Below are 25800 nucleotides of genomic sequence, written 5' to 3'. Positions count from 1 at the left end.
CTCACTCAGAACGGGAATTTCAGCGTCACCATGATACGCTTGTCGGGCTTGCCGTCGGGGCTCTGAGTCCCTTGCGCATAGATATTGCCCTGCCCGGCTCCGACGCGGAAGCCAGTGCCCGGGCCGCCGACGGGATCATATCGATGCGTGAGCGGGCGGAGGCGGAACTGTTCCTGCGGTTCGGGGCGGCCGCAGACGACGATATCGCCGTCCTCCTCGGTCCGTTCGGGGCAGCGCGTCGGGTTGCGGCGCGGAGCGGGCGGGTCTGCAACAGGGCCGGCAGCGGCCTGGAGCATCGCCAATAACGCCGCGATCATTGGCCACCCTTTCCAGCCGAGAGGCCGAAGAACATCATGACAAAGGGGCCGGAACATGGCCGCTTCATTACGATGCGACTTTTCCGCAAAGCTGTGCTATAGCGCTGTCATCTCGCGATTCCGCCCACAAGCATCGCGTGACTGAGAGACCTTCGCGCTCCCGCTTGCCAAGCCGTTGGATCGCTCTCCTGGTTCTCTCTCCAACCTTCATTCGCACCGCTTCCGTGTTCACGGAGTAGCGCGCTCGTCCTCGGATGCGCCGGCCGGGGCCGGACGGTGCTCCGCTCTCTCTTCTCGGCCCCAAACCGGTGCAAGGCGATGCCACCACCGGGCTACCCAAGGAAATACTTATGCCGATCGGCACCGTAAAATTCTTCAACGCCGACAAGGGCTATGGCTTCATCGCGCCGGAAGGCGGCGGGAACGACGCTTTTGTGCACATCAGCGCCGTTGAAGCAGCCGGCATGCGCACGCTCGATAAGGAGCAGCGCGTGTCGTACGAGCTCGAGCAGGACCGTCGCGGCAAGATGTCCGCGGTCAACCTCGCCAGCGCGTAAATGACGGGTGGGCGCCGGCTTCGGTCGGCGCCCCTTCCGCTCCCCCCGACCCGCGGAGAAGTCGTACGAATACCACCGCCCTGTTCTATCGCGATCGTGCCCGTCAGGCGGAAGCCGATGCGAATGCTGCAACCCTGGACAATGTCCGTTCCCGCTGGCTGCGTGCAGCCAAAGCCTGGGACGAGATGGCCAGCCGCGCCGAGAAGACGGCCGAGCGCCGCTCCGTCAACGAAGAAGCCAAGATGGTCGCGGAGATGATGGAGGACGACTAGTCGTCCCTTCCAACAGCGACTCGGATTTTCCGCTGTTATTGGCGTTTCTTTTTTCTTCCCCTGTTAAGTTGGATTTCGGGGCCGGAATCAGTGCGCCTTTTCAATATCTTGGGGCTGGTTTTCCCTGTTACGCATAACAGCGGAAAACTTTCCGCTGCTCATGCCGAAAAAACGCGGTTTTCGCGCGAAATGACCGCGGAAAATCTTCCAACATAACCGACAATGAGAAACAGCGGGCCGGAACGCGGTCGGCGATTCGGCCGCGCGTTGCTGCCACGCCGATGCGGATCGTTGAATCGACATGCCGCCTCCGCCCGAGCGCGTTCGACCAAGGTCGAATCGCTCGAGATTTTTTGGTTGTCGCGTTTTCCGAGCCGCTGGCTGTTCCAGCCAGCTCGAAAACGCTCTAGCGCTTGCCCATGAGCACGACCCTGTCCGCCCCGCTCCCCGAGAGCGACGAGGAAGCCGCCGCCGAGCTGGAACGGCTCGCCAGCGAGATCGCCCATCACAACAAGCTCTATCATACCGACGACGCGCCGGAGATTTCGGACGCCGATTACGACGCGCTGATCCGGCGCAACAATGCGGTCGAGGCGGCGTTCCCGAGCCTGATCCGAACCGATTCGCCCAACGCGCAGGTCGGCGCGGCGCCCGCCAGCCACCTCGCCAAGGTGGCGCATGCCAGGCCAATGATGAGCCTGGACAATGGCTTTGCCGATGAGGACGCGACGGAATTCGTCGCGCGCGCGCGACGCTTCCTCAGCCTGAGCGAAGACACGCCGGTCGCGCTCACCGCGGAACCCAAGATCGACGGCCTGTCCTGTTCGCTACGCTATGAGCGCGGCAGGCTGGTGCAGGCGCTGACCCGCGGCGATGGGCAGGTTGGCGAGGATGTGACCGCCAATGTGCGCACCATTGGCGACGTCCCGGAGCGGCTGCATGGAGAGGCGCCCGACATTTTCGAGATTCGCGGCGAGGTCTATATGGCCAAGGCGGACTTCTCCGCGCTCAACGCCCGGCTGCTTGCCGAGGCCGAAGCGGCGGGCGATGCCAGCAAGGCGCGCCAGTTCGCCAATCCGCGCAACGCCGCAGCGGGATCGCTGCGCCAGAAGGATGCGACCGTCACCGCGAGCCGCCCCCTGCGCTTCCTCGCCCATGGCTGGGGTGAGGTGTCAGCGGTGCCGGGCGACACGCAATATGACGTGATCCGCACGATCGCGGCCTGGGGCCTGCCGGTCAGCGACATGTTCGTGCGGGTCGAGGGCATCACCGAGGCACTGGCGCACTACCGGGCGATCGAGGCGGCGCGCGCCGACCTGCCGTTCGATATCGACGGCGTGGTCTACAAGATCGACCGGCTCGACTGGCAGGCACGGCTGGGTGCGGTCGCCAAGGCGCCGCGCTGGGCGCTGGCGCACAAATTCCCCGCCGAGCGCGCGCAGACGACGCTCGAGCGGATCGACATCCAGGTCGGCCGCACCGGCAAGCTGACGCCCGTGGCACGGCTGACGCCCGTCACGGTGGGCGGCGTGGTCGTCACCAATGCGACGCTGCACAACGAGCATGAGATCGCGCGGCTGAACGTCTGGCCGGGCGACCGTGTGGTCCTGCAGCGCGCCGGCGACGTGATCCCGCAGATCGTCGAGAACCTGTCGCGCGACGAGAGCCGCGGTGCCTGGCCCTTCCCGACGGTCTGCCCCGAATGCCAGTCCGACGCAGTACGCGAGGAGGGCGAGGTCGATGTGCGCTGCACCGGGGGGCTGATCTGCCCGGCGCAGCGCGTCGAGCGGCTGCGGCATTTCGCCAGCCGGGGCGCGCTGGATATCGAGGGCCTGGGCGCGACCAGCATCGAATCCTTCTTCCATGACGGCCTGCTCCATTCGCCCGCCGACATCTTCCGCCTCAAGGGCAAGCGCGACGAACTGATCGGACGCGAGCGCTGGGCGGAAACATCCGTCGACAATCTGCTGGCGGCGATCGAGGCGAAGCGCAGCCCGGACCCGGCACGTTTCCTGTTCGGACTCGGCATCCGCCATGTCGGCAGCGTCACCGCGCGCGACCTGGTCAAGGCGTTCGGCACGGTCGAGACCGTCGCCGATGTCGCGACCCGCGCGGCAACGGAGGAGGAAGCATGCGCCGAGCTCATCTCGGTCGAGGGGATCGGCCCGGTCGTGGCCGAGGCGCTGGTCGACTTCTTCGCCGAGGAGCATAATCGCGAAGCCTGGGCCGATCTGCTGAGCGAGGTCAGCCCCGCGGCCTATGTCTCCAATATTCGCGCGTCCGAGGTCAGCGGCATGACATTGGTCTTCACCGGATCGCTCGAGACCCTCAGCCGGGACGAAGCCAAGGCCCAGGCCGAGGCTTTGGGCGCCCGGGTGTCAGGGTCCGTATCAGCCAAGACCGATCTGGTGATTGCCGGGCCGGGGGCCGGATCGAAGCTGAAAAAGGCCGCGGAACATGGGGTTAGGGTGATCGACGAAGCAGCATGGGCGGAGATTGTCGCTGCGGCAAAGTGATGCTTTTTTGCAACGCAGCATCGCGGAATGTTGCGCCCCCACTTGAAGATTCTCCCATGTCATTTATCCGAAATAATCGAGTCGCATGGGGCCAGCAACGGTGACCAGCACCGCTTCTCGCGACTCGCGACCAATAGGGGAATACCATGCGAAAGAATTTGCTTCTTAGCGTAGCTTTTGCTGCGCTGATGATACCGGGCGCCGCATTTGCGCAGTCGACCGGTTCGACTGAATTCGGCGATACCGAGGGCGACATCGTCGTCACCGCGCAGACCGCCAACGGTGTCGGCGGGATCGTTGTCCCCGACGCACCCAAGGCGCGCGCCGTGCTGACCAACGAGATCCTGATGCGGGAGTCGCCGGGCAACACGGTCCTCGATTCGCTGAACATCATTCCGGGCGTGAACTTCACCCAGAGCGACGCCTTCGGCTCCTCGGGCGGCAACATCCGTATCCGCGGCTTCGACGGCAACCGCATCTCGCTGACCTTCGACGGCTTTCCGCTGAACGATACCGGCAACTATGCGATCTATTCGAACCAGCAGCTCGACCCGGAGCTGATCGACGAGGTCAACGTCAACCTCGGCACGACCGACATCGACAGCCCGACCGCCAGCGCGGCCGGCGGCACGATCAACTATCGCACGATCGTCCCCAGCGACGATTTCAGCGCGACCCTGGCGGGTTCGATGGGCGATTATGATTACATGCGCATCTTCGGCATGGTTCAGCCCGGCACCCTGACCTCGTTCGGCACGAAGGTGTTCGTGGCGGCCAGCATGGCGCGCAACGACAAGTTCAAGGGCCCCGGCCGCATCGAGAAGCAGCAGTACAATGTCGGCCTGTATCAGCCGATCGGTTCGAACGGCGACTTCTTCCGCATTTCGGGTCACTTCAACAAGAACCGCAACGCCTTCTATCGCAACCCGTCGATCACCGATCTGCGTAACCTGCTCGGCGCAACCCAAATCCCGGCAAACGCCACCGCCACTGCCGCCAATCCGATCAACATCGGCGACCTGAGCAAGGCGCAGCAAGACACCGTAATGGCGTTCGAGAACGACGCGACCTGCGCTCGTCCGGTGCCTGGTCCCGGCGCCCAGAGCGATTCCGCCGGTGCGGCTGCCGCATGCTCGAACTATTATGGCGTTCGCATCAACCCGTCCAACACCGGCAACGTGCGGTTCAATTCGCGCTTTACCCTGACGGACAAGCTGCTGCTGACGGCTGACGCCTCCTATCAGTACACGCTGGCCAACGGCGGCGGCAGCACGACGCTTGCCGAGAGCTCGGCACGCGCGCGGGGCGGCAGCACTACGGCACTCGGCGTCGACTATAATGGTGACGGTGACATCGCGGACACGGTGCGTTTCTACACGCCGAACAACACCAACACCAATCGCATCACCGCGACCAGCTCGCTGATCTACAATATCGACGACCAGAATCGCGTTCGCGTCGCCTATACCTATGATCGCGGCAACCATCGCCAGACCGGCGAGTGGGGCTTCCTCGATCCGTGGGGCAACCCCGAGAGCCCGTTCGGCGGCCGCAAGGATGCCCGTCCCGTTCTGACGGCCGACGGCTACGCGATCCAGCAGCGCAATCGCCTGTCAATCGCCCTGCTCAACCAGATCTCGGGCGAGTATGTCGGCAAGTTCATGGACGAGGCGCTGACCGTGCAGATCGGCGTGCGTGCGCCGTTCTTCAAGCGCGACCTCGACCAGCGTTGCTACACCGAAGCCCGCGGCAGCGGTTTTGCTTACTGCACCAGCGAGATCATTCCGGCAGCGGGAACGCCGAATGCGGCCTTTGTCATTATCGCCCCGAACGCTCAGGTTCCGCTGACGCCGACTAACCCTGTCCCGCTCTACGCGCCGTTCAAGACCAAATACAGCTATAGCGCGGTTCTGCCGAGCGCCGGCCTGGTCTACAAGTTCGGCGGCGATTTCAATATCTTCGCCAGCTATGCCAAGGGCTTCTCGGCACCGCGCACGGACAATCTGTATCGCTCGCCGTTCATCGGGGTGAAGCCCGAGAAGACCGACGCCTTCGACCTCGGCATTCGCATGACGAACAACAAGGTGCAGGCGCAGGCGACGGCCTGGTACATCGCCTACCAGAACCGCATCGTGACCTCGTTCGATCAGGAGCAGGGCATCTCGATCGACCGCAACGTCGGCAAGGTGAAGAGCTATGGTGTCGATGCCAGCGTCACCGTCAAGGCGACCGACTGGGTCTCGCTCACCGGCATGGCTTCCTATATTCACGCCGAGCTGCAGGACAACATCGCGCTGACCACGACGACGGTTGCTCTGACCAAGGGCAAGATGGTTGCCGAGACGCCCGAGTGGCAGGTCGGCGGTCGCGCCCAGTTCAAGGTCGGCCCGGTCGATTTCGGCGCGGAAGCCAAGTGGGTCGACAAGCGCTTCGCGACCGACGTGAACGACGTGGTCGTGCCGGCCTATACGCTGGTGGACCTGGACGCCCGGTTCAACCTGCGTCAGTTCGGTCTGGACAAGGCGTACTTCCAGATGAACGTCAAGAACCTGTTCAACGAGTTCTATTACGGAAACATCTCGACCCAGATCAACGTTGGCGGCGGCCCGAACTTCTCGGTCGGTTACCCGCGGACGGTGCTGGGTACGGTTCACTTCGAAATCTAAGACACGTATCGACAATCGGATGGCTGCCGTCCTCGCAAGAGGGCGGCAGTTGTCGTTTATGGGCCGATTTGGCAAAGACAGGCCGCCGGGAAAGACCCGTCGAAACGGGCCTTATCTGATCCTTGCGACGCGAGACCCGTCCGGGATTGTCTCAGCTCAGGCGGCTTTCGCCTCGGCAGCGGCCTTGGCATAGACCGAGTTGATCGGCCGCGAGAACACGCGGCCTACCATCGGCTCGAAAAAGCTCAGCGGTGCGCTCTCGTACGCCGGGTCGAACGCCGACTGATCGTATTTCTCGCAGAATTCGGCGCAGGCCTCGAAATGGGCATGGCCGCGGTAATTCTCGCGCAGGTCCCGATCCATCCCGAGATAGTGGAAGAAATAATAGCCCTGGAACACGCCGTGGGTATTGGCGATCCAGTGTACTTCCTCCGACACGAAAGGCCGCAGCATCGCCGCCCCGATCTCCGGGTGATTGAAGGTGCCGAGCGTGTCGCCAATGTCGTGGAGCAGCGCCATCACGACATAGGCCTCGTCCCGGCCGTCGCGGTGGGCGCGGGTCGCGGTCTGGAGCGAATGTTCGAGCCGGTCGACCGGGAAACCACCGAAATCGCCCTCGAGCAGCTTGAGGTGAGTGAGCACACGGGACGGCAGGTCTTTGGCGAAATCGCGGAAATGGCCGCCGATGATGTTCCAGTCCTGCTGGGTGCCCTCGGTCATCGCGGTGAATTGCGCGCGGTCCTGATGCTCGGTCATGTTTCTCTCTCCTTCGAAGCTGAAGGATCTTCGCATCCCGTTCGCACCTCCCTCCCTTCTCCCCCTGTGGGAGAAGGTGGCCCGAAGGGCCGGATGAGGGGGAGTGAGGGTCGGGACACTTGCGAGTGTCCCCCTCACCCTTCCCACTGCCTTCGGCAGCGGGCCCCTTCCCTCTCCCACAAGGGGAGAGGGAGAAGAGTGCGTCGCGATATCCCTATCCAACTGCCCTGATCGCACCCTACCGCACTTTGCGCATCGGTCCCAGTCGGGTTAAGACCCCCGCCCATGCCATTGTTCACCAAGCCCGCGATCTTCTCGCGGCCGTTCTTCGAGGACAAGAGCCGTGCCTTCTGGCGGCTCCAGGCAGCGGGCTGGACCGGCTATCTGATCCTGCGCAGCGTCTCCAGCATCTCCAACGGGCTCGACCTGACCGCGACCCTGCTCGTCGTGGTCGAATCGATCGTCGGCTATTGCATCACGCTGTTGCTCTCGACGCTCTATCATTATTACCGGGGCCAGCCGCGCATCGCGGCGGTGATCCTGACGATCCTCACTTTGGCGGCGGCGACCCTGCTCTACGCGGTGCTCGACGCCTTCTCCTTCTCGTTCATCAAGATGGCGAACCCGGGGCTGAATTTCAGCCTGGTGCTGGGCACGATCTTCCTCAACTTCACCGTGCTGGCGGGCTGGTCCGCGCTCTATTTCGGGATCAATTTCTACCTGATCGTCGAGGAGCAGATCGACCAGCTAGAGGCGCTGGGCAACCAGGCGAGCTCGGCGCAGCTGGCGATGCTGCGTTATCAGCTCAACCCGCATTTCCTGTTCAACACGCTCAACTCGATCTCGACCCTGGTGCTGCTCAAGCAGACCGAGCGGGCGAACGCGATGCTGAGCCGGCTGTCGTCCTTCCTGCGCTATACCCTGGCCAACGAACCGACCGCGCATGTGACGATCGCGCAGGAGGTCGAGACGCTGAAACTCTATCTCGAGATCGAGAAGATGCGGTTCGAGGACCGGCTGCGCCCGAATTTCGAGGTGGATCCGAGGGTCGCCAAGGCGCGTTTACCCTCTTTGCTGCTGCAACCCCTGGTCGAGAATGCGATCAAATATGCCGTCACGCCCAAGGAAGAAGGCGCCGAAATCGCGGTCACGGCGCGACTCGCCGGGGATCGGGTGCAGATCGCCGTATCCGACACCGGACCGGGCTTGAATGAAATGAAAGCACGTCCAAGCCTTTCAACCGGGGTTGGGCTCGCCAATATAAGGGAGCGGCTCGTTCAGGCTTATGGGCCCGACCACCGCTTCGAGACGCGCTCCATCCCCGGGGGCGGCTTCGGGGTCGAGATTGAGATTCCGTTCCAGCTCGAGGAACCGGTTAGAGAGGTAGCATGACCATTCGTACGATATTGGTGGACGACGAACCGCTGGCAATCCAGGGGCTCGAGCTTCGCCTTGCCGCGCACGAAGACGTCGAGATCATCGACAAATGCCAGAACGGGCGCGAAGCGATCCGCGCCATCAAGACGCACAAACCCGATCTCGTCTTTCTCGACATCCAGATGCCCGGTTTCGACGGCTTCTCGGTCGTGCAGGGCCTGATGGAGGTCGAACCCCCGCTGTTCGTGTTCGTCACCGCGTATTCCGACCATGCGTTGAAGGCGTTCGAAGCGCAGGCGATCGATTATCTGATGAAGCCGGTCGAGGAATCGCGGCTGGCCGATACGCTCGACCGGGTTCGGCTGCGCCTCGCCGAGAAGCGCGGCATCGAGGAAGTCGACCGGCTGAAGGAAGTGCTGGCCGAGGTGGCGCCGGATTCAGTCGAGAATCTCGTCGATGGCGGCGACCAGGTGTCGGCCAACCGGTTCGAGAAGCTGATCAACATCAAGGACCGCGGGCAGATCTTCCGCGTCGATGTCGACACGATCGAGCGGATCGATGCCGCGGGCGATTACATGTGCATCTATACCGGCGACAACACGCTGATCCTGCGCGAGACGATGAAGGACCTGGAGAAAAGGCTCGACCCGCGCCGTTTCCAGCGCGTGCACCGTTCGACCATCGTCAATCTCGACCTGGTGAAAGAGGTGAAGCCGCACACCAATGGCGAATGCTTCCTGGTGCTGGGATCGGGCGCGCAGGTGAAGGTGTCGCGTTCCTATCGTGACGTGGTTGCCCGCTTCGTGCATTAAACCCGGACGTCGCGCCTCGGGTGCGCTGCAACCCGGGGGCTGAGCATGACGAACGACGAGCTTGGGGCCGAAATCCGGCGCCTTGGGCCATGGCACCATGATATCGAGATTGCGCCGGGTATCCGCACCGGAGACCCGGCCTGGCGCCCCGAGCCCGACCCCGCGTTCGGCACGCCGAGCGTCATCGATCCCTTTGCCAATTTCGAACGGACCGTCGCCGATCTGTTCCCCGAAGGATTGAAGGGCCGATCCTTTCTCGACTGCGCCTGCAATGCGGGCGGCTATCTGTTCGCGGCGCGGAAACTGGGGGCCGGGCGCTGCTTCGGCTTCGACGTGCGCGAGCACTGGATCCGCCAGGCGCATTTCCTGGCCGAGCATGTGCCCAGCGATGACATCGATGCGGGCGTGTGTGGGCTGGCCGAGGTGCCGGGCCTGGGCCTGAAGCCCTATGACGTGACCCTGTTCAGCGGCATCCTGTACCACCTGCCCGATCCGGTCGCGGGGCTGAAGATCGCGGCGGACCTGACGAAAGAGCTGATCATCATCAACACCGCGACCTTCCCGTCGCGGCAGGACGGGTTGATCCTCAATCCGGAAAGCCGGGCCGCGCTGATGTCCGGCGTCGATGGCCTTGCCTGGTATCCGACGGGCGAGACCGTGGTGCGGGAGATGCTCGCCTGGTGCGGCTTCCCGCATACGCGCCTGCGCTTCAACCACGCGACCGCGAACAAGCGGGGCAGGCTGGAGGTCTGGGGCGCGCGCGATGCGGCGGTGTTCGATCATTATGATCGCATCCGTCCGCTCGTGGTGCCGAGCCGCCTTAGCCGATTGACCGGGCGGCTGCTCGGTCGCAGATAGGGCAAAACAATATCGGGTCGAGGCTGGTGATGCAGGGAAAATTCAGGGCTTTCGCGGCGTTGCACGTGGCCGGCAATCCGGTGATCCTCTACAATGCCTGGGACGCCGGCAGCGCGCGGGCAGTGGCGAGCGCAGGCGCCAAGGCGATCGCGACCGGGAGCTGGTCGGTCGCCGCGGCACAGGCTTATGGCGATGGCGAAGGGCTGCCGCTGGAGGTCGCGCTGGCCGGCGCGACGCGGATCGCGGGCGCGGTGGACCTGCCGGTATCGATCGATTTCGAGGGCGGCTATGCCGTCGAGCCCAAGGACATCGCCGCCAATTCGAAGCGGCTGGCCGCGACCGGGGCGATCGGGTGCAATTTCGAGGATCAGGTGGTGGGCGGCGAAGGCCTGCACCCGATCGAGGTCCAGGCCGCGCGGATCGCGGCGATGCGGAGCGCCACGGGGGTGCCCTTCTTCATCAACGCCCGCACCGATATCTTCCTGCAGAACGGCCCCGAGACGCATGATATGGCGAAGGTGGATGCGGCGATCGAGCGCGGTCGTGCCTATGCGGCGGCGGGCGCCAGCGGCTTCTTCGTGCCCGGTCTGGTCGACCTGACCCTGTTGGGCAGGATCTGCCGCGAGGTGGCGCTGCCGATCAATTTCATGGCATTTCCGGGCGCACCCGGCTCGCGCGAGGTCGCGGGCGCCGGCGTCTCGCGCATCAGCCATGGGCCGAACCCCTATCGCACCGCGATGGCGGCGCTCACCGCGGCGGCGCAGGCAGCGTTCGACTGGAACCAGGCGGAGGTTACGCCGCCGGTTCGTCCCCGTGCTCAGCCTCGCCGGCCGGCGGGTTCTCGAACCAGGCCTCGACCGGGCCGCTGAGCTTCAGGGTCAGCGGCTGGCCGTGACGATCGACCTTCTTGCCGAGGGCGACGCGGATCCAGCCTTCGGAGATCGAATATTCCTCCACGTCGCGGCGTTCCACGCCCTTGAAGCGGATGCCGATCCCGCGGGACAGCTTCTCTTCGTCGAAGAACTGGCTGCGCGGGTTGGAGGACAGGCGGTCTGGCGGTGTGTCGGTCATGGGGCGGGCTCATGACGCAAAATCGCGCGCGATGCCAGAGCATGGATATGAAAACGGCGCGGGAAGGACCCGCGCCGTCTCGTTCAGTGGCTGGCCGCGGTCAGTTGCAGACGCGGACCCGGACGCTGCGGCCGTAATAGCGGTCGTAGCGGCGCTCGACCCAGCAGCGATTATAGTTCGGCCGGTAGCGATAGGCGTAATAGCCGTCGTTCGGATAATAGCCGTGGCTCCGGTAATAGCCGTCGTCATAATAGGGATCATAGCCGCGCTGGCGGTAATAACGGTCCCGATCGCGGCTGCTCGACGCGATGGCTGCGCCGATCGCGAGGCCGGCGATACCGGCGACGATCGCGGTGCCGGTGCCGTCATCATGCCGGTAGCGGCGATAGCGCTGCGCGTCGGCGGGGAGCGCCGTGGTCAGCGCCGTGGCGGCGAGCGCCACACCGAGGCCGGCCTTCTTCACAAGAGTGTTCATTTCAACCTCCTCTACTCAGCAAGCCCGAATCCGCATCGAGGGTATAACGCGGAAGCCGTCCAGCTTGTTGCACCGCTATGGCCGAGTCGGTCTGAACTTGTGCGGAATGCGCTGTTTAACGAGCGTTCAGCGTGGTTAATCGCCGAGCTTCGGGCGTTGCACCACGCGCGCCGCATCTGCCGGCGCGTCGCGCCAGTCCTGACGGTGGACGGTATCGCGGCGCTTTGGATCGGCGCCATAGCGGTTGGCGCCGGGCGTGCCGTCGAAGCACATCAGGGCGAACAGCGGGAACTGGCCGAACGGCACCAGGCCGATCAGGATCCACCATCCGGTCCTGCCCTGATCGTGCAGGCGCCGCACCTGGACGGCGAGGAACGGGATCAGCAGGGCGGCGAACACCAGCAGGCCGACGATCTGCACCGGATCGCCTGCGACGCCCTGGAGGGTGAAGGGTTCGTCGAGGAGCTTTTGCGCGTCACCGCCCAGCACGACGAAGATCGCGCCGATCGGCACGAGGAGCAGCCACTGGAACAGGATGAACAGCCAATATTCCTTGCGCTGCGAGCGGCCGCGGAAATCGGCATAGCGGCGCAGCGGCAGCAGCATATAGTCCATGGCGGTGTCTCCCCTCTCCCGCGGGAGAAGTTGAAACGCCTATCCGGCAAAGTAAAGTCGGGTTCACTCAGAGGAGGCGATGATGGCGTACTGGCTGCTGAAATCAGAACCCGAAAGCTATAGCTGGGATGACCTGATCCGCGAGGGCGCGACCGAATGGACCGGCGTGCGCAACCCCGCCGCGGCGCTTCACCTCAAGGCGATGGCGGTGGGCGATCGCGGGTTCTTCTATCATTCGGGCAAGGAAAAGGCCGCGGTCGGGGTGATGGAGATCACCCGCACCGCGCAACAGGACGGCGACGAGCCGCGCTGGGTATCGGTCGCGGTCAAGCCGGTCGAAGCGCTGGCCAGGCCCGTCACGCTGGCGGCGATGAAGGCCGAGCCGAAGCTGGCGGGCATGGAAATGCTGCGCCAGTCTCGGCTGTCGGTCAGCCCCGTCAGCGACGCCGAATGGGCTGTGCTGACGGGAATGGCGAAGGGGTAAAGCTTACGCTGCCTGCTTGGCGCGCGAGGCCTTTTTGCGCTCGTTCGGATCGAGGTAGCGCTTGCGCAGGCGGATCGACTTGGGCGTGACTTCGACCAGTTCGTCGTCGTCGATATAGGCGATCGCCTGCTCGAGCGTCAGGCGCCAGGGCGGGGTCAGGCGGATCGCGTCGTCCTTGCCGCCCGACGCGCGGAAGTTGGTCAGCTGCTTCGCCTTCATCGGGTTGACCTCGAGGTCGTCCGTCTTGGCGTTCTCGCCGACGATCATGCCTTCGTAGAGCGCTTCCTGCGGGGCGACCATCAGGATGCCGCGCTCCTCGAGCGGACCGAGCGCATAGGCATTCGCCTCGCCCGCGCCGTTCGAGATCAGCACGCCGTTCTTGCGGCCTTCGATCTTGCCCTTGTGCGGGCCGTATTTCTCGAACAGCCGGTTCATGATGCCGGTGCCGCGCGTGTCCGACAGGAACTCGCCGTGATAGCCGATCATGCCGCGCGATGGCGCGGAGAAGGTGATGCGGATCTTGCCGCCGCCCGACGGGCGCATGTCGGTCATCTCGGCCTTGCGGATGTTCATCTTCTCGACGACGGTGCCGGAATATTCCTCATCCACATCGATGATGACGACTTCGTACGGCTCGGTCTTGCCGCCATTCTCATCCTCGCCGAACAGCACGCGCGGACGGCTGATGCCGAGCTCGAAGCCCTCGCGGCGCATCGTCTCGATCAGCACGCCGAGCTGGAGCTCGCCGCGGCCGGCAACTTCGTAGCTGTCGCGGTCGGCGGCCTCGGTCACCTTGATCGCGACGTTCGATTCGGCTTCGCGGAACAGGCGGTCGCGGATCATGCGCGACGTCACCTTGCTGCCCTCGCGGCCCGCCATCGGCGAATCGTTCACCGCGAAACGCATCGACAGGGTCGGCGGATCGATCGGCTGGGCGTGGAGCGGCTCGCTGACCGACGGATCGGCGATGGTGTTGGCGACGGTCGCGACGGTCAGGCCCGCGATCGAGATGATGTCGCCGGCATTGGCTTCGTCGACCGGCACGCGCTCGAGCCCGCGGAACGCCATGATCTTCGACGCGCGGCCGGTTTCGACCACCTTGCCCTCGGGATCGAGCGCATGGATCGGCATGTTGGTCTTGACCGAGCCGGAGAAGACCAGGCCGGTCAGGATGCGGCCGAGGAAATTGTCGCGGTCGAGCAGGGTGACGAGGAACTTGAACGGGCCGTCCGGGTCCGCCGAGGGCTCGGGGACATGCCTGACGATCGTCTCGAACAGCGGCGTCAGCGTGCCTTCGCGCACATCGGGATTGTCGCCGGCATAGCCGTTGCGGCCCGAGGCGAAGATCACCGGGAAATCGAGCTGGTCGTCATTGGCGTCGAGCGAGACGAACAGGTCGAACACCTCGTCGAGCACTTCCTGCGCGCGAGCGTCGGAACGGTCGATCTTGTTGACGACGACGATCGGGCGGAGGCCGAGTGCCAGCGCCTTGCCGGTGACGAACTTGGTCTGCGGCATCGCGCCTTCGGCCGCGTCGACCAGCAGGACCACGCCGTCGACCATCGACAGGATGCGCTCCACCTCGCCGCCGAAATCGGCGTGGCCGGGGGTGTCGACGATGTTGATGCGGGTCTTGTGGCCGTGATGGTCGTCCCACTCGATCGAGGTGCACTTGGCGAGAATCGTAATTCCGCGTTCTTTTTCGAGGTCGTTCGAATCCATGGCGCGCTCTTCGACGCGCTGGTTGTCGCGGAAAGTGCCGGACTGGCGGAAGAGCTGGTCGACCAGGGTGGTTTTGCCGTGATCGACATGGGCGATGATCGCCACGTTGCGGAGGCTCATTAGGTCACTCGATATTTTGCAGGGAAAAGGTTGCGGGCGCCGATAGCGCAATTGCTGCGCCGCGGAAAGGGCGGATGTCATGCGAAGAAACACGTAGATCGCCGCAAAGGCGTGTCCCGGCCGCGCAGATTCGAGACAAACCCCCGCAGATTCCCGCTTTTCGTCCGATTTGGCGACATTTATTATCGCGCGCAGGGGGCAACATGACTCTGCACAACCTGTTCCGTCATCTGCGTAATGCGCGGGCAAGAGCGAGGGGCTCGGCGCGGCCGCGACGGATCGAGGACCTGTCCGGGCGGCGGATGCTGGGCAAGGTCGCCAAGATCATGGTCGAGACCTGGGATACCGGCCCCTTCGCCACCGATCCCTGCTGGTTGCTGGCGGACGCCGAGGACCGCATCCTGTTCGTGCTGCCGGCCGGCGCGGTGCCCGAGCGCGAGCTGTTCGACCGGATCGGCGATGCGCGCGGGTTCGACAAGGCGGCGATCCGGCGGGCGATGCGATCGACCCGCAATGCGCGCTTTACGGTGTGGCAGCGCGACCGCATGGCCGACAAGGGCACCCCGAAGCGCTGAGATCTGCATCTGCGGGGCTATTTGGTATTGTGCGAGGCCCCGTCGCCGTGCAGATTGACAACGTTCGACAATAACATCGCCGATCATGAGCGATGTCGGGAGGGGTTGCGATGAAACGAGGCCTGATGATCGCCAGCGCGCTGGCGCTGTGCACGGCCGGGTGCGGCGGCGGCGCGAGCGGGACAGCGGCCGCTGCGCCGGTCCCTGCGCCGACGCCGGCGCCTGCCCCATCGCCTTCTCCCACACCGACCCCGACGCCGATCGCTTCCTACACGCCCGCCGCCGCAGCGATTCCGACCGCCGGCATCGCGCTGCCGCTCGGCAAATGCGTCAATATGGGCAATCATCTGGAGGCGCCGAACGAGGGCGATTGGGGCCGGGCGATCGCGGAGGACGATTTCACCATCATCAAGGCGGCGGGCTTCACCAGCATCCGCCTGCCGGTGCGATTCTCGGGCCATGCCGCCATGGCCGCGCCCTTCACGATCGATGCGGCGTTCATGACCCGGGTCCGCCATGTCGTCGACCTGGCGACGGCCGCCGGGCTCAACGTGATCATCGACATGCATAATTACGACGAGCTGATGGCCGCGCCCGATGCCAATGCGGTCCGCTTCGCAGGGCTATGGAAACAGATCGCCGCGACCTTCGCCGCTGCGCCCGCGACCGTCTGGTTCGAGCTGATCAACGAGCCCAACACCAATCTGACCAATGCCAAGCTGCCCGCGATCATCGCGCCTGCGCTGGCGGAGATCCGCGCGACCAACCCGACCCGGCCAGTGATCATCGGCGGCGAGGGATGGAGCGGCATCGGCAGCCTCGCGACCTTGCCGATGCCGGCCGATCCGAATGTCGTGCCGACCTTCCATTATTACGACCCGTTCGCCTTCACGCATCAGGGCGCGACCTGGGTGACCCCGACTCCACCGCTCGGGCGCGTCTTCGGCGGCGCGGCGGACATCGCCGAGATCGACCGCAACCTGCAGACGGTGCGCGATTATATCGCCCGGACCGGCCGGGTGCCGTTCGTCGGCGAATATGGCGCGAACGACGTGGCCGGCGTGCCGGTGAGCGAGCGGATCAACTATTACGGCACGATCACCGCGGCCTATGCCTCGGTCGGCGTGCAGAGCTGCGCCTGGGCCTATACCAACACCTTCCGGCTGCGCGACGGCGACCATTGGATCCCCGGCATGCTGGCCGCGATCCACACCACGACCACGCTGCGCTAGCCTTACTCCGCCGCGACATAGCGTGCGGGCGTCGTACCGAATTGTGCGCGGAAAGCCGCGACGAAGGCGCTGGGAGTGGCATAGCCGGCGGCGGCCGCGGCCTGCTTGACGCTGGCACCCGCACCGAGGCGTTCGAGCGAGGCGAGCAACGCGCCCTGGCGGCGCCAGCGACCGAGGCTCATGCCCGTCTCGGCGACGAAGCGGCGTTCCAGCGCGCGGACGCTGAGGCCGACAGCGCGCGCGATCTCCGGGATGCCCGCCTCTGCCCCGCCCGAGAAGAGCCATTCCGCCGCGCGGCGGGTCGCGTCGGAGCGCGGTTCGGGCAGATTGAAGGGGGGAACGGGCGAGCGGCGCATCTCGTCGAGCAGCAGGATCGCCAGCGCGGCTTCGATCGTGTCACGCCGGTCGGCCATCCCGATCGCGACGATGCGCAGGATCAGCTCGCGCAGCAGCGGCGACACGGTGATTGCCGTGCAAACCATCGGCAGATCGGGCACGCAGCCCGGCGCGACATAAACGGTGCGGAAGGCGCAGTGCCCGGAGGCGCGGATCGCGTGACGGATACCGGCCGGCACCCACACGCCCCAGCTCGGCGGGACCACCCAGGAACCGCTGCCGGTCGCGATCATCAGCACGCCGCTGGTCGCATGGATCAGCTGGTGCCAGTCATGCGCATGCTCGCGGATCGTCTGGCCGGGCACGAGATCGGACGCGCTGCTGCGCACCACCAGATAGGGTTCGTCAGCGGCGGTGCGACGTTTTTGCGACATTCATTGGCAGAATAGCGCTATTGCGGCTCGCCCGCCAGCGGCGCAGGATGCGGGCATGCCAGCCAACCTCGCCTCCTTCGCCATCCATGTCGATGATGTGGACCGTGCCCGCGCTTTCTACGAAGCCGTGTTCGGCTGGGAGTTCGAGCCCTGGGGCCCGCCGGGCTTCTATCTGATCCATACCGGCGACGAAGCGTCGCCCGGTATCCAGGGCCTGATGCATGCGCGCCATACGCCGCGCACCGGCACTGGCCTGAACGGGGTGGAGCCGACCTTCGCGGTCGATGACGTGGATGCGGTTGCGGCACTGGTCGAGGCCAATGGCGGGACGATCACTTACGCCAAGGGGATTATCCCGACGGTCGGCGCGCTGATCCGGTTTCTCGATACCGAGGGCAATGATCTCGGCGCGATGCAGTATGTGACGGTGCCGCATACCTGATCCTGATGTCTCGGATCAGGTGGCAGTCCAATCCTCGACCAATAGGCCCTTCACGCGCTCGAATTCACGGCAGTTCGCCGTCACCATTATCAGATCGCGCGCAAGTGCCTGTCCTGCGATCAGGACGTCGAGCGTGCCGATCGGCGAGCCCAATCGCTTCAGCGCCGCCCGCACCTCGCCAGCAGCGCGGGCGTCCGCCTCATCAAAAGGAAGAAGTGGAAAGGCGAGCCGTTCCAGCTTTACCAGATTCGTCTCGACCCGCTGGCTGTTGAACGCGCCGAACATCAGGTCGTGAAGGACGATGCTCGACAGGAAGATCGAGCCCGGCTCCTGCGCGATGATCCGCGATCGCACGGTCGAATTACCCGCCATCAGGGCGATGACGATATTGCTGTCCAGCGAATAGCCCATCAGTCGAAGCTGACGTCATCGTCTAGCGAGTCCGCCTCTTCGGGCCGAGGCTGCTCCAGTGCGGCCGCGACCGCGTCCTGATCAAGTGGCTCGAGCCGATCGAGCCACGCCCACCCAGCATGTCATATACCAATGATATATATCACGCGACCTCAGGTGACAAGATTCACGGCAGCAACCGCACCATCACCATGCCGTGAGGCTCGACCGTTGCCGAGAAGCTAACCGCCATGCGCCCCAGCGATTTGTGCGCCCATAGGTCGCGCACCTCCGCCTTCAGTCCCGGCGGATAGCCGAGTTCGCGCCAGTCCGCCTTGATCGTCGCTGCTGTTGCCCCGCGGTTGAACAGGATCACCGCGCGGCCGCCATCCGCCAGAGGCCTTGCCCAGACTTCCAGATCGCCATCGTCGCGCACCCGCTTGCCCTGAATGCCGAGCGGGTCCTGGTCGATCGCGATCACGTCCTTGTTGAGCAGGATCACGCTGGTCGCGGGGCTCATCGAGGCGATGTCGTTGCCGGCCATCAGTGGCGCGGCCATCATTGCCCAGAGGCTGAAATGGCTGCGATATTCGGTGTCGGTCATCCCGCCATTGCCGATCTCCAGCATGTCGGGATCGTTCCAATGGCCCGGCCCGGCAAAGGGCCAGAGCGGCTCGTTCCGGTCGATGATGTCGAGCAGATTGTGCGTCCACCAATGCTCCTTGTCGTCACCGGAGAAGCGGTCCCCGATATCGCCGGTGGTGCGCCAGAGATTGCCGATCTTCGTGCCCCATCGCCACGGATCGTTCTGGCCCCATTCGCAGATGCTGAGCACGATATCGCGGCCACTCGCCTTCAGTGCGTCGGCCATCAGCGCATAGGCTTCTTCCGCATTGCGCGTGCCGGTCGAGCACCAGTCGTATTTCAGATAGTCGACGCCCCAGCGTGCATAGGTGAGCGCGTCCTGATATTCATGGCCCTGGCTGCCCGGCCGGCCGCCACAGGTTTTCATGCCGGCGTCGGAATAGATGCCGAACTTCAGCCCCTTGGCATGGACATAATCGGCGAGCGCCCTGATGCCCGAGGGAAATTTGACCGGATCGGCGGTGATGAACCCGTCCTTGTCGCGCACGCCGTGCCAGCAATCGTCGATCACGACATACTGGTAGCCGGCATCGCGCATGCCGCCCGACACCATCGCATCGACGACCGCGCGGACCGTCTTCTCGCTGATGTTGCAGCCGAATTTGTTCCAGCTGTTCCAGCCCATGGGCGGGGTCCGCGCCAGGCCGTTGGCAGTGCGCGCCGGATCGTGCGACGGCGGCACGCGATTCGGATCGACCGTTTCCTGCGCGACCGCCGCCGTGGCGAGCGCCAGCAGCGCGAACAGCGCGAGCACCATGCGGCCAATTGCGTGGCGCATCTAATCCCCTCCCTTGTCCAACGTTGGCCATCTGACGCAAGCGCCATCGATTGCGCAACAATTTTCCGCTACCCTAGCGACACGTGACAAGTGTTATAGTTGAATGATACACTTGAAGCGCGTTCGAATCGCCGTCATCTAGGGCGGCGACTGCGTGGAGAGAGTGATGGCGACCGAGACTGACACCGCGACCACCGACCTGGTGCTGACCCCGCCCGACCCCGTACCCGTGGTCGCGCCGGAAAAGGCCGTGGGCCTGGTGCCGGTCGACGATGCCAAGCGCACCCAGCTTCAGACGCGCGTCGAGACCTTTATCGACGACCTGGTCGCGCAGGACGTGAACTCCCCGGAATTCGGCAAGCGCGTCGATGCGATCAGCGCGATGGGCCAGAAGGAAATCCGCGAGGCGGCCGGGCAATCGAACCGATTCCTCGACCGGCCGGTCAAGGCGATGAACCAGGAATCGGGCGTCGGCGCCGACCTGGCCGAGCTGCGCCGCACGATCGAGGATCTCGATCCGGGCAAGCAGGGCAATCTGCTCGCGCCGAAGAAGCTGTTCGGAATCATCCCGTTCGGCAATTCGATGCGCAATTATTTCGACGGCTATAAGTCGTCTCAGACGCACATCGCCTCGATCCTGAAGAGCCTGGGCAGCGGCAAGGACGAGCTGCTGATGGACAATGCAGCGATCGACGTCGAGCGCACCAATCTCTGGGCGGCAATGGGCCGGCTCGAGCAGATGATCATCCTGTCGCGCACGATGGACGAGCGGCTGGAAGAAAAGGCCAATGAGCTGGATCACACCGATCCGGCCAAGGCCAAGGCGATCCGCGAGAGCGCGCTTTTCTATGTCCGCCAGCGCACCCAGGACCTGCTGACGCAGATGGCCGTGACGGTGCAGGGCTATCTCGCGCTCGATCTCGTCAAGAAGAACAATGTCGAGCTGGTGAAGGGCGTCGACCGCGCCTCCACCACCACGGTTTCCGCGCTGCGTACCGCGGTGACGGTGGCGCAGGCGCTGACCAACCAGAAGCTGGTGCTCGAGCAGATCACTGCGCTGAACACCACGACCGCCAACATCATCGATTCGACCGGCAAGCTGCTGAAGAGCCAGACCGCGACGATCCATGAGCAGGCGGCGAGCGCGACCATCCCGATCGAAGTGCTGCAGCGCGCCTTCCAGAACATCTATGACACGATGGACGCGATCGACACCTTCAAGCTGAAGGCGCTCGATTCGATGAAGACCACGGTCACTGTGCTGGGCAACGAAGTCGAGAAGTCGAAGGGCTATATCGCCCGGGCCGAAGGGGCAGCGCAGAATTCGGGCAGCGGGGGCGAAACCTTCAAGCTGGAAGCCGTATAAATGACTGACGTCGATCGCCAGATCGCCAGGACCACCCAGTTCCTCAACGAGCGGCGCGAACAGGCGCTGATGCAGCGCAAGCGCCGGCGGCGCGGCACTGGCCTCGCCAAGCGGGCCGGGCTGATCGTCACCGCCGACCTTGCGATCATCATCGCGACGATCATATTCGGCTGGTTCTTCCCGATCGGCATGGGCGGGGCGTTGCTGGTCTTCGCCGCGCTGATCCTGGTAACCTTCCTGCTCGCCTTCGTCTCGCTCGAGGCGCCGGTGGTGGCCGAGAAGCTGGTCGAGGTGCCGCTGAAGGCGCTGCCGCGCAAGACCGAGCAATGGCTGGAGACGCAGCGCCCCGCCCTGCCCGCCCCGGCCCAGACCCTGGTCGACGGCATCGGCGTCCAGCTAGAGACGCTCGCGCCGCAGCTTGCCGCGCTCGACGAACGCGAGCCCGCAGCAGCCGAGATCCGCAAGCTGGTCGGCGAGCAATTGCCCGAGCTGATCCGCGACTATGCCAAGGTCCCCCAGCCGCTGCGCGGCGTGGAGCGCAACGGCAAGACGCCCGATGCCCAGCTCGCCGAGGGGCTGAAGGTGATCGAGCAGGAGATCGGCCAGATGTCGGCGCAGCTGGCCGAGGGCGATCTCAACCTGCTGGCGACGCGGGGACGGTTCCTGGAAATCAAATACCGCGACGACGATCTGAGCGGGAGTTAGGCGGCACGATGCTGGCCATTCGACCGGACGCGACCTCGGTGAGGCACTGGATCGTGGCCCTTGCGGCAGCCGGCATCGCAACCACGGGCAGCGCAGCAGAACCGCAGCCACTGACGCCCGAGCAAATCGGCGACGCCTTCAAGGCCAGGGACTGGGCCCGGCTGAAGGCGATCAGCGAGGATCGCGACACGGTCCTGACGCTTGACGGCGGCGCGCCCGGCCCGATCAGGCGCCTGTCGCGCGACGCCTTTCTCGATGAAGTGCGCGATTGCGTCGTGTCCGACGTCTATACCAAGGGCGTGCGCTTTCAGTCCTCGGACGGGATAGGATGGATTTGCCGGGCTCAGCCCGTCGGAACGAACAGGTGCACCGTGATTGGATATGGCGTGGACCTGCACCTGACCGGCGACAAGGTCTATTTCGGACGCGTTTTCCGGTTCTCCACGCACAACAAGATCGACTGCCCCGACACGGGGCGGGTTGCGCCGGCGCCTCCGGCGCTGCCAAGACCGCGATGAGCGCGCAGTAGCGGCTCAGGAAGCAGCTTCCTTCCGGCGGCTGCGATGCGCCGATACCTTGGCGCGGTTGCCGCAGACGCTCATGCTGCACCACCGCCGCGTGTGCCGGCGCGTATGGTCGGAAAACAGCAAGGTGCAGCCATGCCCCTCACAGGCTTTGACCTGAGCGAAGTCCTGCTCGACCACGACGCGGGCCAAAATCTCGCCGATCGGAATCAACAAGGATTCCGGCGAGCGCCAGCGCCGGTCGATTTCGAGCCTCAGGCCGGCACCCTCATCGAGCACGATCCGGCTATAGGCCTCGTCCCGCTCCAATAGCCGGTTGAGCGGGGCGAGCTCCTTCAAGGTGGCCGGATCGAGCGGCCGCCCCATGTGGCTTTTCAGGAAGCCGCGAAACCATTCGCGGAGATCCCGCGCCTGATCGGCGACGCGATCAAGCTCGCCCGGCATGGCGCGGGCGGCGATCGAGTCGAGTTGTTCCCCGGGCACGAGACCGGCCTGGCGCAGCCAATCCACCAGCCCCTGCCCGTCACCGATCCAGTCGACCGGCCGGTCGACCGGCGTGGCGACCGAATTGAGGAAATCGATCCCCGGCGCGTCGGCGATGAAGATGGCGTTCGTGTTGGCAGGCATGGCGTTGCGGTCCGTCAGTGATGTGACGACTCATATGTAACCAGCAAAAGCATGATTGACAAGTTACATCGCATGGACGTAACCACTCAACAACGCTCTGAGAGGTTTCATCATCGCTGGAGGATCAAATGCGCAGCAAGCATGTCGCGCCGGACCGGATGGGGGCTTTTTCGGATGCGGTGATTGCCGTGGTGATCACCATCATGGTGCTCGAGCTGAGGCCGCCGGAGGGGCACAGCCTTGCGGCCCTGGCGCCGCTCTGGCCGACCGCGATCAGCTATGGGCTGAGCTATCTGTTCATCGCCATCATCTGGATGAACCATCATCATCTGCTGCGCTTCGTCCGGCATGCCGGGCCGGAGCTGCTGTGGCTGAACTTCGCGCATCTGTTCGCCGTATCGCTGCTACCCTTCGCCACGGCGTGGATCGCCGATTCCCGGCTCTCGCCCGTGCCGGTCGCGGTCTATGCGGCGAACTTCACGATCGTCGACCTGGCCTATCTCGCCTTCGAGCGCGCCGTGATCCGCCAGGCTGATGAAAGCGACTTTCCCGCCGGCGCCCGGCGTGGGGCGCGTCGGCGCTCGCTCGCCACCGTCGCGATGTTCGCGACCGCGATTCCGGTTGCACTCATGCTGCCCTGGCTCGCCTTCGCGCTGATCTGCGCCGCGCTGCTTCTCTTCGTTCGCCCTGAAGCGCCGGGCAGCACCGCATAACCCTTCCACTATCACTCAAGCAGTTACATCAAGGAGAAAGCCAATGTCAGCGATTGCCTACAGGACCATCGATATCGATGGGATCAGCGTCTTCTATCGCGAGGCCGGGCAGGCAGGCGCCCCCAAGCTCCTGCTGCTGCATGGCTTCCCCAGTTCGAGCCATATGTTCCGCGATCTCATCCCGCTGCTCGCCGACCGCTTCCACATCGTCGCGCCCGACCTGCCCGGCTTCGGCCAGTCGGGCGACCCGAAGGTCAACAGCTTCGATTCGATTGCCGACACGATTGAGCGTTTCACCGAGGCCGTCGGCTTCGACCGGTTCGCGGTCTATGTCTTCGACTATGGCGCGCCGACCGGCTTCCGGCTGGCGATCCGCCATCCCGAGCGGATCAGCGCGATCATCTCCCAGAACGGCAATGCCTATGTCGAAGGGCTGAGCGACGGCTGGAACCCGATCCGCGCCTATTGGGAGGACGCCTCGGTCGAGAATCGCGAGGCGCTGCGGGCGATGCTGACGCCGGAGACGACCTATTTCCAATATGCCCATGGCGTATCGGATGCGTCGACGATCTCGCCCGACGGCTACACGCTCGACGATCATTATCTCGGTCGGCCCGGTGCCGAGAAAGTCCAACTCGACCTGTTCGGCGACTACAAGACCAATGTCGCGCTCTATCCGGTTTTCCAGGAGTATTTCCGCACGCATCAGCCGCGCTTCCTGGCGGTGTGGGGGCGCAACGACCCGTTCTTCCTGCCGCCGGGCGCCGAGGCGTTCCGCCGCGACATTCCGGAAGCGCGGGTAACCTTCCTCGACACCGGCCATTTCGCGCTGGAGACTCACGCCGCCGACATCGCCTCCGAGATACGCGACTTCCTGTCGTGAGTCGGATAGCGCCGATCGGCGCTATCGCAGGTTGCCCACCTCTGCCGAGCCGCTAGATCGGCTGCGACACGACAGGGACGAACACGACAATGACGGACGACATGGCCAGCCCTGCCCTGCTCAAGGACATTCTTGGACGGCAGGCGCTGACCGTGATTGCCGATGCCGGCGCAGCCGCGTCGCCGCGCTTCGATCGCGCGGCTTTTCTCGATGCGGCATCGACGGGGCTGGACGCGCTGTCGATCATGGAGCGGGTGCGCCATATCGCCGACGCGCTGCGGGTCGCGCTGCCAGCCGACTATGCGGAGGCGGTGACGATCGTCCGTGCCATGGCACCACGGCTCACCCATGGTTTTCAGGCAGTCGCGGTGACCGAGTTCGTTGCGCGGCACGGGCTCGGCGATGTCGGCCTTTCGATGGAAGCGTTGGCCGACCTGACCCGCTTCGGCACCGCCGAATTCGCGATTCGGCCGTTCCTGGCGCGGGATGCGGCGTGGACGCTTGCCATGATGCTGGCGTGGAGCGGGCATGAAGACGAGCATGTCCGGCGGCTCGCCAGCGAAGGGAGCCGGCCGCGGCTGCCCTGGGCGGGGCGGGTGCCGGCGCTGAAGGTCGATCCGACTCTCGCGACGCCCATCCTGGAGGCATTGAAGCGCGATCCCAGCGCCTATGTGCGCAAGTCGGTCGCCAACCATCTGAACGACATCGCCAAGGACCGGCCGGACTGGCTGGTCGACCGGCTGGCGACCTGGCCGACGGACGATGCCCGCACCGTCTGGATTATCCGCCATGCATTGCGGACGCTGATCAAGCAGGGCGATCCCCGCGCGCTGGCGCTGATCGGCGTCGGGCATGGTGCGGCGGTCGAGGTGTCGGGCTTTTCGGTCGTGCCGCGGACAGTGCGGCTCGGCGACGCGATCACCATCGCTGCGGACGTAAGATCGACGGCTGCCGAAGCGCAGCGGCTGGTGGTCGATTACCGCCTGCATTACGCGCGGGCCGGCGGGAAGAGTGCCGCCAAGGTGTTCAAGCTTCGCACGTTCGACCTTGGTCCGGGCGAAACGGTCGCCCTCGCCATCCGGCAGACCATCAAGGATTTCAGCACGCGGCGGCATCATCCGGGCACGCATGACGTCGAGCTGATCGTCAACGGGCAGACCATGGCGCGCGCGGCGTTCGAGCTGCTGGCGGGCTGAGCGCACGTGGCGAAGAAGAAATATCTGCTGACCGCGACTCTGCCCGACGGGTACGTCAAGACGATCGGGCCGACCGCGACCGAGTTCACCCATTATTGGCGGATCGTCGCGCGCCTGGGCAACGGCAGGACAGAGGTGTTCTGGGGCCATAGCAAGTCGCTGGCCGAGGCGAAGAAGACGCGCGCGCTGGCCGCCGAGGCAGGCGCCAGTCGCGGCTGGGTGGGCCATGATGTCGACATCGTCGAGCTGGTCCGAAGCGCTGGTTGAGAACAGGGAGACGTGGCCAATTTCGACACCGTCACCCCGGACTTGTTCCGGGGTCTACGGCGCCGCAAA

The 25800-nt window shown here is 64.8% G+C and carries 28 protein-coding genes; 18 read left to right on the top strand and 10 right to left on the bottom strand.

All coding sequences use genetic code 11. The features are described from left to right. Positions 1–5 precede the first annotated feature (5 nt). Positions 6–317, bottom strand: coding sequence for a hypothetical protein (locus WC729_RS23720; protein ID WP_372856925.1), 312 nt, complete (start codon positions 315–317; stop codon positions 6–8). Positions 318–667: 350 nt separating this feature from the next. Between WC729_RS23720 and WC729_RS23715 the strand changes: the two genes are divergently transcribed. From WC729_RS23715 to WC729_RS23705, 3 genes are all read left to right on the top strand, one after another. Beyond that, entirely contained in the window at positions 668–874 is a 207-nt protein-coding gene (locus WC729_RS23715; protein WP_034159288.1) for a cold-shock protein, read from the top strand. 691 nt (positions 875–1565) lie between these two features. Next, entirely contained in the window at positions 1566–3662 is a 2097-nt protein-coding gene (ligA, locus tag WC729_RS23710) for an NAD-dependent DNA ligase LigA (RefSeq protein WP_372856924.1), read from the top strand. Positions 3663–3850: 188 nt separating this feature from the next. After that, the gene (locus WC729_RS23705) at positions 3851–6328 is read left to right on the top strand and encodes a TonB-dependent receptor (protein ID WP_372856923.1); all 2478 of its coding nucleotides are present in this window, start codon (positions 3851–3853) and stop codon (positions 6326–6328) included. A gap of 156 nt (positions 6329–6484) precedes the next feature. On the opposite strand, the gene WC729_RS23700 is transcribed toward WC729_RS23705, so the two are convergent. After that, positions 6485–7084 (bottom strand): HD domain-containing protein, encoded by a 600-nt coding sequence (locus tag WC729_RS23700; protein ID WP_372856922.1) that lies wholly within the window; start codon positions 7082–7084, stop codon positions 6485–6487. A gap of 285 nt (positions 7085–7369) precedes the next feature. Here WC729_RS23700 and WC729_RS23695 point away from each other — a divergent pair, with 285 nt between their 5' ends. From WC729_RS23695 to WC729_RS23680, 4 genes are read left to right on the top strand one after another with little or no spacing between them, the layout of a single operon-like run. Next, positions 7370–8476 (top strand): sensor histidine kinase, encoded by a 1107-nt coding sequence (locus WC729_RS23695; RefSeq protein ID WP_372856921.1) that lies wholly within the window; start codon positions 7370–7372, stop codon positions 8474–8476. Then, on the top strand, positions 8473–9273 hold the full coding sequence (locus WC729_RS23690) for a LytR/AlgR family response regulator transcription factor (RefSeq protein WP_372856920.1): 801 nt from the start codon (positions 8473–8475) through the stop codon (positions 9271–9273). Before WC729_RS23695 ends, WC729_RS23690 begins: the two co-directional genes overlap by 4 nt. Before the next feature lie 45 nt (positions 9274–9318). Then, positions 9319–10131 carry a class I SAM-dependent methyltransferase gene (locus tag WC729_RS23685; RefSeq protein WP_372856919.1) on the top strand — a complete coding sequence of 271 codons (813 nt, stop codon included), beginning with the start codon at positions 9319–9321 and terminating at the stop codon, positions 10129–10131. Between the two features lie 29 nt (positions 10132–10160). Continuing rightward, positions 10161–11000 (top strand): isocitrate lyase/phosphoenolpyruvate mutase family protein, encoded by an 840-nt coding sequence (locus tag WC729_RS23680; protein ID WP_372857183.1) that lies wholly within the window; start codon positions 10161–10163, stop codon positions 10998–11000. Here WC729_RS23680 and WC729_RS23675 read toward each other — a convergent pair. The 3 genes from WC729_RS23675 to WC729_RS23665 form a co-directional block, all read right to left on the bottom strand. Beyond that, a complete protein-coding gene (locus WC729_RS23675) occupies positions 10924–11202 on the bottom strand; it encodes a DUF3297 family protein (RefSeq protein WP_372856918.1) in 279 nt (92 codons plus the stop codon). The two genes, WC729_RS23680 and WC729_RS23675, sit on opposite strands and share 77 nt — an antisense overlap. Before the next feature lie 100 nt (positions 11203–11302). After that, on the bottom strand, positions 11303–11677 hold the full coding sequence (locus WC729_RS23670) for a hypothetical protein (RefSeq protein ID WP_372856917.1): 375 nt from the start codon (positions 11675–11677) through the stop codon (positions 11303–11305). A 135-nt stretch (positions 11678–11812) separates the two neighbouring features. Continuing rightward, on the bottom strand, positions 11813–12292 hold the full coding sequence (locus WC729_RS23665) for a DUF805 domain-containing protein (protein WP_372856916.1): 480 nt from the start codon (positions 12290–12292) through the stop codon (positions 11813–11815). An 82-nt stretch (positions 12293–12374) separates the two neighbouring features. Between WC729_RS23665 and WC729_RS23660 the strand changes: the two genes are divergently transcribed. Then, positions 12375–12776, top strand: coding sequence for an EVE domain-containing protein (locus tag WC729_RS23660; RefSeq protein WP_372856915.1), 402 nt, complete (start codon positions 12375–12377; stop codon positions 12774–12776). Positions 12777–12779: 3 nt separating this feature from the next. On the opposite strand, the gene typA is transcribed toward WC729_RS23660, so the two are convergent. Then, complete coding sequence (typA, locus tag WC729_RS23655; protein ID WP_372856914.1) at positions 12780–14618, bottom strand: translational GTPase TypA; 1839 nt, start codon at positions 14616–14618, stop codon at positions 12780–12782. A 203-nt stretch (positions 14619–14821) separates the two neighbouring features. Here typA and WC729_RS23650 point away from each other — a divergent pair, with 203 nt between their 5' ends. Both WC729_RS23650 and WC729_RS23645 read left to right on the top strand, forming a co-directional pair. Next, positions 14822–15193: a hypothetical protein gene (locus WC729_RS23650; RefSeq protein ID WP_372856913.1), complete on the top strand. Its 372-nt coding sequence runs from the start codon at positions 14822–14824 to the stop codon at positions 15191–15193. Positions 15194–15303: 110 nt separating this feature from the next. Then, positions 15304–16425, top strand: a complete 1122-nt coding sequence (locus WC729_RS23645) for a glycoside hydrolase family 5 protein (RefSeq protein WP_372856912.1) — start codon at positions 15304–15306, stop codon at positions 16423–16425. A gap of 2 nt (positions 16426–16427) precedes the next feature. On the opposite strand, the gene WC729_RS23640 is transcribed toward WC729_RS23645, so the two are convergent. Further along, the gene (locus tag WC729_RS23640) at positions 16428–17195 is read right to left on the bottom strand and encodes a helix-turn-helix domain-containing protein (protein ID WP_372856911.1); all 768 of its coding nucleotides are present in this window, start codon (positions 17193–17195) and stop codon (positions 16428–16430) included. 55 nt (positions 17196–17250) lie between these two features. Here WC729_RS23640 and WC729_RS23635 point away from each other — a divergent pair, with 55 nt between their 5' ends. Beyond that, positions 17251–17637: a VOC family protein gene (locus tag WC729_RS23635; protein WP_372856910.1), complete on the top strand. Its 387-nt coding sequence runs from the start codon at positions 17251–17253 to the stop codon at positions 17635–17637. 15 nt (positions 17638–17652) lie between these two features. Here WC729_RS23635 and WC729_RS23630 read toward each other — a convergent pair whose 3' ends face one another. After that, on the bottom strand, positions 17653–18048 hold the full coding sequence (locus WC729_RS23630) for a type II toxin-antitoxin system VapC family toxin (protein WP_372856909.1): 396 nt from the start codon (positions 18046–18048) through the stop codon (positions 17653–17655). A 166-nt stretch (positions 18049–18214) separates the two neighbouring features. Beyond that, on the bottom strand, positions 18215–19450 hold the full coding sequence (locus WC729_RS23625; protein ID WP_372856908.1) for a glycoside hydrolase family 27 protein: 1236 nt from the start codon (positions 19448–19450) through the stop codon (positions 18215–18217). Positions 19451–19616: 166 nt separating this feature from the next. Here WC729_RS23625 and WC729_RS23620 point away from each other — a divergent pair, with 166 nt between their 5' ends. Genes WC729_RS23620 through WC729_RS23610 form a run of 3 tightly spaced genes read left to right on the top strand, consistent with a single transcriptional unit; the run spans position 19617 to position 22039 of the window. Beyond that, a complete protein-coding gene (locus tag WC729_RS23620; RefSeq protein WP_372856907.1) occupies positions 19617–20816 on the top strand; it encodes a toxic anion resistance protein in 1200 nt (399 codons plus the stop codon). After that, entirely contained in the window at positions 20817–21521 is a 705-nt protein-coding gene (locus tag WC729_RS23615) for a hypothetical protein (RefSeq protein WP_372856906.1), read from the top strand. An 8-nt stretch (positions 21522–21529) separates the two neighbouring features. Then, complete coding sequence (locus WC729_RS23610) at positions 21530–22039, top strand: hypothetical protein (RefSeq protein ID WP_372856905.1); 510 nt, start codon at positions 21530–21532, stop codon at positions 22037–22039. Positions 22040–22054: 15 nt separating this feature from the next. Here WC729_RS23610 and WC729_RS23605 read toward each other — a convergent pair whose 3' ends face one another. Continuing rightward, positions 22055–22672, bottom strand: coding sequence for an ABATE domain-containing protein (locus WC729_RS23605; protein ID WP_372856904.1), 618 nt, complete (start codon positions 22670–22672; stop codon positions 22055–22057). A 128-nt stretch (positions 22673–22800) separates the two neighbouring features. Between WC729_RS23605 and WC729_RS23600 the strand changes: the two genes are divergently transcribed. The 4 genes from WC729_RS23600 to WC729_RS23585 all read left to right on the top strand — a co-directional run bounded on the left by WC729_RS23600 (position 22801) and on the right by WC729_RS23585 (position 25731). After that, complete coding sequence (locus tag WC729_RS23600; RefSeq protein WP_372856903.1) at positions 22801–23385, top strand: TMEM175 family protein; 585 nt, start codon at positions 22801–22803, stop codon at positions 23383–23385. A 43-nt stretch (positions 23386–23428) separates the two neighbouring features. Further along, the gene (locus WC729_RS23595) at positions 23429–24268 is read left to right on the top strand and encodes an alpha/beta fold hydrolase (protein WP_372856902.1); all 840 of its coding nucleotides are present in this window, start codon (positions 23429–23431) and stop codon (positions 24266–24268) included. An 89-nt stretch (positions 24269–24357) separates the two neighbouring features. Beyond that, positions 24358–25464 carry a DNA alkylation repair protein gene (locus WC729_RS23590; RefSeq protein ID WP_372856901.1) on the top strand — a complete coding sequence of 369 codons (1107 nt, stop codon included), beginning with the start codon at positions 24358–24360 and terminating at the stop codon, positions 25462–25464. A gap of 6 nt (positions 25465–25470) precedes the next feature. Beyond that, entirely contained in the window at positions 25471–25731 is a 261-nt protein-coding gene (locus tag WC729_RS23585; RefSeq protein WP_372856900.1) for a hypothetical protein, read from the top strand. The last annotated feature ends 69 nt before the right edge of the window (positions 25732–25800 follow it).

It is taken from the genome of Sphingomonas sp. (genome assembly GCF_041661825.1).
Taxonomy (GTDB): Bacteria; Pseudomonadota; Alphaproteobacteria; order Sphingomonadales; family Sphingomonadaceae; genus Sphingomonas.
Note: the sequence above shows the minus strand (reverse complement) of the source record. Positions and strands in the feature narration are given on the sequence as shown.